General features: G+C 64.9%; 4 protein-coding genes. All 4 read left to right on the forward strand.

Annotation, left to right across the window (positions count from 1 at the left end; genetic code table 11):
• Positions 1 to 39 precede the first annotated feature (39 nt).
• Positions 40 to 663 (forward strand): hypothetical protein, encoded by a 624-nt coding sequence (locus BP26_RS0116380; protein WP_029921653.1) that lies wholly within the window; start codon positions 40 to 42, stop codon positions 661 to 663.
• A gap of 91 nt (positions 664 to 754) precedes the next feature.
• Positions 755 to 2,641, forward strand: a complete 1,887-nt coding sequence (locus BP26_RS0116385; protein ID WP_036517147.1) for a M1 family metallopeptidase — start codon at positions 755 to 757, stop codon at positions 2,639 to 2,641.
• A 301-nt stretch (positions 2,642 to 2,942) separates the two neighbouring features.
• Positions 2,943 to 4,256: a hypothetical protein gene (locus BP26_RS0116390; RefSeq protein ID WP_029921655.1), complete on the forward strand. Its 1,314-nt coding sequence runs from the start codon at positions 2,943 to 2,945 to the stop codon at positions 4,254 to 4,256.
• Positions 4,257 to 4,627: 371 nt separating this feature from the next.
• On the forward strand, positions 4,628 to 6,000 hold a 1,373-nt coding region (locus tag BP26_RS0116395; RefSeq protein WP_029921656.1), incomplete at its 3' end, for a DUF1329 domain-containing protein.

The following is a 6,000-nucleotide window of genomic DNA, read 5'->3' on the forward strand; positions in this document are numbered from 1 at the left end:
TGGGTATGATGCAGCGCGCGCCCTCAAGGAGCACTGCCGTTGCGGAACACTGATTTTTCCCATGACTTCTCCCGCCCGACCCGCCGCGCCATCTGGCCGGTCGTGCTGCTGGGCCTGTCCCTGCTCGCCGCCTGCACGCCCGACCGCGGCGTCCGCCGCGATGAGGTGCGGGCCTGCATCGACAAGGAATCGCCGGCTTGCGCCGCCGCGCGCGTGCAGTTCCAGTCGGTGCGTTATCCCACCCTGTCCGCCGACCGCCTGGTGGCTGCGGGCAGCCGCGCCCTCGGCGATCTGAACTTCGAGCCGACCCGCGACGACGCCGGCAATAAGGTCAGCGGCGAGTACATTGCCTCCGCGCCGGTGCACAAGAACCAGCTCGACGAACTGTTTCGCAAGAACCTGAAGAACTACGGCACGGCGTCGTTGACGGCACAGGTCGACATCCTGCCGCTGCCGGGCAAGGACGTCGGCGCCGATGTGCGCCTCCGTCTGTACACGGTAGCCGGGGAGGGGATGTCCCCCGAGTTGATCGACAGCGTGGCGCCTTACCAGATCTTCTTCAGTCAGCTGGGCGTCGAACTCGGCGCGCCGCCGCCCCCGCCGCCGGAAGACAAGCCGAAAGATCGCCGCCACCCGGTAGCGCCCTCGATTTCAGGGGTCTGAACCGGCCAGGGCAGGGGATGGCAGTCCCCTGTCCGCCCGGAATTCCATATTCCTTTGTATGATGCCGCCTGATCTTTTTCCCTTCCGGGCCATGACCAAATACCGTTTTCTTGCCGCCCTCACCATGCTCGCCGCCTCGCTCCCCACTGCCTACGCCGCGCCGCTCGATGCGACGGCCAGCGCCAATGTCGCCGCGAATACCTACTCCAACGTGCAGCAGGTGCGGACCAGACACATCGCGCTGGACCTGGCGGTGGACTTCAAGAAGAGCGTGCTGTCCGGTACCGCCACCCTGGAACTGGAGCGCATCGACCCGTCCGCCACCCAGGTGATCCTGGACACACAGGACCTGGACATCGCCAAGACCGAGACCAGTGTCGATGGCGAGGTCTGGCTCAAGGCGCCGTTCACGCTCGGCCAGAGCGACGAAGTGCTCGGCGCCCCCCTGACCATCACCTTGCCGGCGGACGCGACGCGCGTGCGCGTGACCTATGCCTCCAAGCCGCAGGCTTCCGGCCTGCAATGGCTGCCTCCGGCGCAGACCCTGGGCAAGAAGCACCCCTTCATGTTCAGCCAGTCGGAGTCGATCCACGGCCGCTCCTGGATTCCGATGCAGGACACGCCCTTCGTGCGCGCCACTTACGAAGCACGCGTCCGCACGCCCAAGGGCCTGCGCGCCGTGATGAGCGCCGAGATGCACGACAAGCCCGACGCCTCCGGCGCCTGGACCTTCAAGATGCCGCAGGCCATTCCCAGCTATCTCATTGCGCTGGCGGTGGGCGACATCGGCTTCCAGTCCACCGGGCCGCGCACCGGGGTCTACGCCGAGCCGGGCCTGCTGAAGAAGGCCGCCTACGAATTCGGCGAGACCGAGCGCACCCTGCAATTGATGGAGCAGGCCTTCGGCCCGTATCGCTGGGGCCGTTACGACATCCTGGTGTTGCCGCCCAGTTTCCCCTTCGGCGGCATGGAGAATCCGCGCCTGACCTTCGCCACGCCCACGGTCATCACCGGCGACCGCATGCTGGTCTCGCTGGTCAGCCACGAGCTGGCCCATAGCTGGTCCGGCAATCTGGTGACCAATGCGAGCTGGAACGACTTCTGGCTCAACGAGGGCTTCACCGAATACCTCACCTACCGCCTGCTCGACATGCAGTTCGGCCAGGCCCGCGGCGACATGGAGCGCGTGCTCGGCCTGACCGATCTGAAGGGTTCGATGAGCCACCTCGACAAGATCGACTGGTCGCTGGTGCGCAGCACACCGCCCAAGGATCCGGACGCCGTCTACAGCTCGGTGCCCTACGAGCGCGGCAACCTGTTCCTGACCTGGCTGGAAGCGCAGTTCGGACGCGGCGCCTTCGATGCCTTCCTGCGCGGCTGGTTCGACGACCACGCTTTCCAGAGCGCCACCACCGGCGAATTCGTCGCCTACCTGCAGGACAAGCTGATGGCGCAGCAGCCCGGCAAGGTGACGCAGGCGCAGCTCGACGCCTGGCTGCACCAGCCGGAGATTCCGGATTTCGCCGTGCTGCCGCATTCCGACGCGCTGAACAAGGTGGACCAGGAGCGCGACGCCTGGCTCTCCGGCAAGACCACCCTCGACGCCCTGCCGGCGAAGCAGTGGAACGTGCACGAGTGGCAGCAGTTCTTCGACAACATGCCGGCTTCCGCCACGCTGGAACAGGTGCAGTTGCTGGATGCGCGCTACAAGCTGAGCCAGACCCACAACGCCATCATCGCCAGCGCCTGGTTCCGCGTCGCCATCGCCCACGGCGACAAGGCGGTGCTGCCGGCGGCGCAGCATTACCTCGGCAGCGTCGGCCGCATGCGCCTGATCAGCCCGCTCTACCGCGAGCTGATGAAGACGCCGGAAGGCAAGGCTTACGCCGAACAGACCTACGCCAAGGTCAAGTCCGGCTACAACGTCATCGCGCAGCAGGCGGTGGAGCGGATTCTCAAGGGCGAGTCCGGCGGCTGAAGATATTCCCGCCCGCGGCGGCCAGGCCGCCGCGGGCGGGAGACTTCGCGGGCTTCATGCCGCATCCTGTGGTCATCTCGCGCAAGCCCGCCATCGTGGGCCGCATGTAAGCGTGCCGTGGAACCATAATCCCGGCGGCGGGTCAATCTGACGCATCGTTCGGGTGCTGTCGGCTTCGTACCTGGTACCGCGCGAAGCGGGCGAGGTATGGGATTGCCTATACTGCGCTGGTAAATTCGGTTGGCGCGAAGTGGGACGATTGGCGTTTCCGCGCAGCGCGACAGACTCAGGGAAACTCGTCATGAAGAAGTTGCGGATCACGTCGCCTCTGGCGGCCGTGTTGGGTGTGGCTGCGCTGCTCACCGGTTGCGGCGGCCCTTCGATACCGGTGGACGACGGCTCCAGTTCCGGCGGCACCGGCAGCAGTGGCGGCAGCACCGCCGACCTCGTGCAGGGCTGCAACTGGATGTTCGAGGCGGATTCCAGGACCGCCAATTTCGCCTATCCGGAGACCAATGCGGTCTACTGGGTGGCCGCGCTGCCGGATACGGTCGGCATTGGCGACAAAATCGAGATCGCCGGCACTTCGGCTACCGCCCGCTACTTCTCCTTCCAGATCTACAATGAGAACGGCAAGGCCGAATCCGGGCTGAGCGATGCCGGGATCTTCGGCGCCGACGCCACGCCGGCGAAGGTGATCGCCCCGGGTCAGCCCTACACGGTCACGGTGATCTACAGTGCCACCGCGACGGCGTCCGGCACCACCCTGGTCGCCGATCCCACCGATGTCAGCACCCGCCCCCCGGCGCACAAGTTCCTGCTGTATCGCCTGTATCTCCCCACCTCGGGGTCGGACAACTTCGGCAACCTGCCCAAGCTTACCTACGTCGCCGCCAACGGCACCCGCACGCCGCTGTCGTCCACGCAGGATCAGGCTTCCTGCAATACCATCCTGGCCAGCATCAAGGCCACCGTCGGCGGCGATGGTGGCGATGGCGCATCGTCGAGTTCCAGTTCCGGCGGCCTGATTGCGCCGATGCCTGCGGTGAAGCCGCCGACCATGACGATCTACCGCTCGACGTTCGGGCGCTTCCAGAACCTGGACGTGCATTACATGCGCGAGAAGACCAACGACACGCTCGGCGACCTGCTGATCATCCGTGGCAAGGCGCCCACCTTCGCCACCGGCAGCTCCTCGCCGCAGGTGCGCTACTGGTCGGTGTGCAGCGACGAGTTCCATGCCCCGCGCAAGGTGGTGGACTGCCTGGCGGACACGGATGCGCATATCGGCACGGACGGTTATTACAACGTCATCATTGCGCCCAACACGCCGCCGGATGGATATCAGGCCGAATTCGACTACCTGCCGTTCGGCGCCGACGCCTTCGGCGAGCCGATCTACCGCCAGTTGCTGGCCGATCCTTCCTTCAAGCAGTCGATCGCCAACAACAATCTCGCGCTCATTCCCAGCCTGAGCATGGGCGTGTATTTCCCGGCCAGCACCTACTGCTCCAGCAGCGTGTTCTCCGCCAACCTCAGCGCCGGTGCGGCAGCCGTGTTCAAGGCTTGCAGGAGCAGCGAAGGCACCGGCACGGTGCCCGATACGGGCAACTGACGGGTTGGTTGCTCGTCAGCCGGGATTATCCCGGCTGACCACAACAAGGCATCGGCCGGGAGCAATCCCGGACAGTGGAAATTGATGTTGGCCGGGAGCGATCCCGGTCCTCACACCCCGACCGGGTTTCCTCGGCCGGGGTGTTTTTGTTTTGAATGCCTGCCACGGCATCACGCTTCGCGGGGATGCGGAAGCAGCCCTTTTACCTACCCCCGTGGGTAGGTAAATCACCTTTTGAACACGGCTCAAATCAGGAATTTGCCGTTTGTCAGGCGAAAGCATCTCTCCCCCGGGCAAGGGCGTACACACCGTATTACAAAAGCAACAACGACACGGTCTCCCGCTCGTTCGGGATCTGAAGGAGAAACAAGATGCGCATACGCAAATACGATGTGGACTACGGACGCCGGGCTTTACTGCAGAAGGCGGCACTGGGCGCAGGAGCGGGCGTACTGGCGCCGTTGTGGCCGACGATCGCCAGCGGCGACATGAGCAAGGCCTATCCGGATGAGTTGACCTCGGTGGACATGTACACCAAGGGCAAGATCAAGACCGGCGACAAGCTGACCGCGGCCAACGTCGACGCCGTCAAAGACCTGCTCGACCCCATCACCTACAAGCAAGTCAAGGAAATGGGGCGCGTCATCGAAATCGTCCCCACCGTCAAGGACCCGGCCGTCCTGTACCCCATGGCCTTCCTGGAAACCACCCTCAAGAACAAAGGCAAGGCCAAACTCGCCGCCGACGGCAACATCGTCGAAGCCAGCAGCGGCAACCCCTGGATCGGCGGCCTGGCCTTCGCCGAACCCAAGACCCCCGAAGAAGCCATCGCCAACCTCACCCTCTCCTGGGGGCGGCACGACTACTGCCAATACGCCATCCGCCAGTGGGACATCGGTCCCGACGGCGGCCAGGCCTACCAATACGACTTCGTCTGGGCCGAACTCCAGGCCCAGGCCCGCGTCGACGGCACCACCTTCCAGAACAAAAAAGACCTCCTGCGCCTCCAGTCCGTCTGGTTCACCGCCCCCCAGGACATCGCCGGCAGCTCCTTCCTGAGCACCTGGTACTACGACCAGCGCAAATTCCCCGACCTGTACGGCTACCTGCCTGCTTTCAAGCGCGTGCGCCAGTTCCCCACCAACCAGCGCTTCGAACCCCTGCTCCCCGGCATCACCTGGTTCCTGACGGACGCCTGGGCCGCCGGCGACCCCATGCTCACCTGGGGCAACTACAAAATCGTCGGCAGACAGCCCATGCTCGGCGCCGTCAGCCAGAACTGGCACGGCTCCAAGCCCAACTGGGAAATCGGCGTCCACGGCGGCCAGAAAGGCCTCACCTTCCTCGACAGCAAATTCTCCATGTGCCCGGAATGCATCGTCCTGGAAGCCGAGCCCACCGGCTACCCGCGCGCTCCCGTCGGCAAGAAGCGCGTCTGGATCGACGTGCGCAACCAGCAATTCGTCGCCTACATCACCTTCGACCGCAGGGGCGAGATGTGGAAATCCTTCGAACCCGGCTGGTCGCGCTATGAAGACGGCACTGCCGCCGTCAAGGACGCCAAGGGCAACTCCGACTGGAGCTGGACCTACGTCCACAGCCACGACATCCAGGCCAACCGCATGAGCCGCATCATGCACACCCAGTCCACCACCGGCGGCTACAAGTCCCTGCTCTCCGACAACGGCGTGGATGTCTACAACAAGTACCTCACCAACCAGGCCATCACCAGGCTGGGGCAGGC

The organism is Nevskia soli DSM 19509, from assembly GCF_000711955.1.
GTDB lineage: Bacteria > Pseudomonadota > Gammaproteobacteria > Nevskiales > Nevskiaceae > Nevskia > Nevskia soli.

Coding starts and splice junctions, on each gene's coding strand:
- BP26_RS0116385 (WP_036517147.1), top strand. CDS start 755: ATGACCAAATACCGTTTTCTTGCCGCCCTCACCATGCTCGCCGCCTCG.
- BP26_RS0116390 (WP_029921655.1), top strand. CDS start 2,943: ATGAAGAAGTTGCGGATCACGTCGCCTCTGGCGGCCGTGTTGGGTGTG.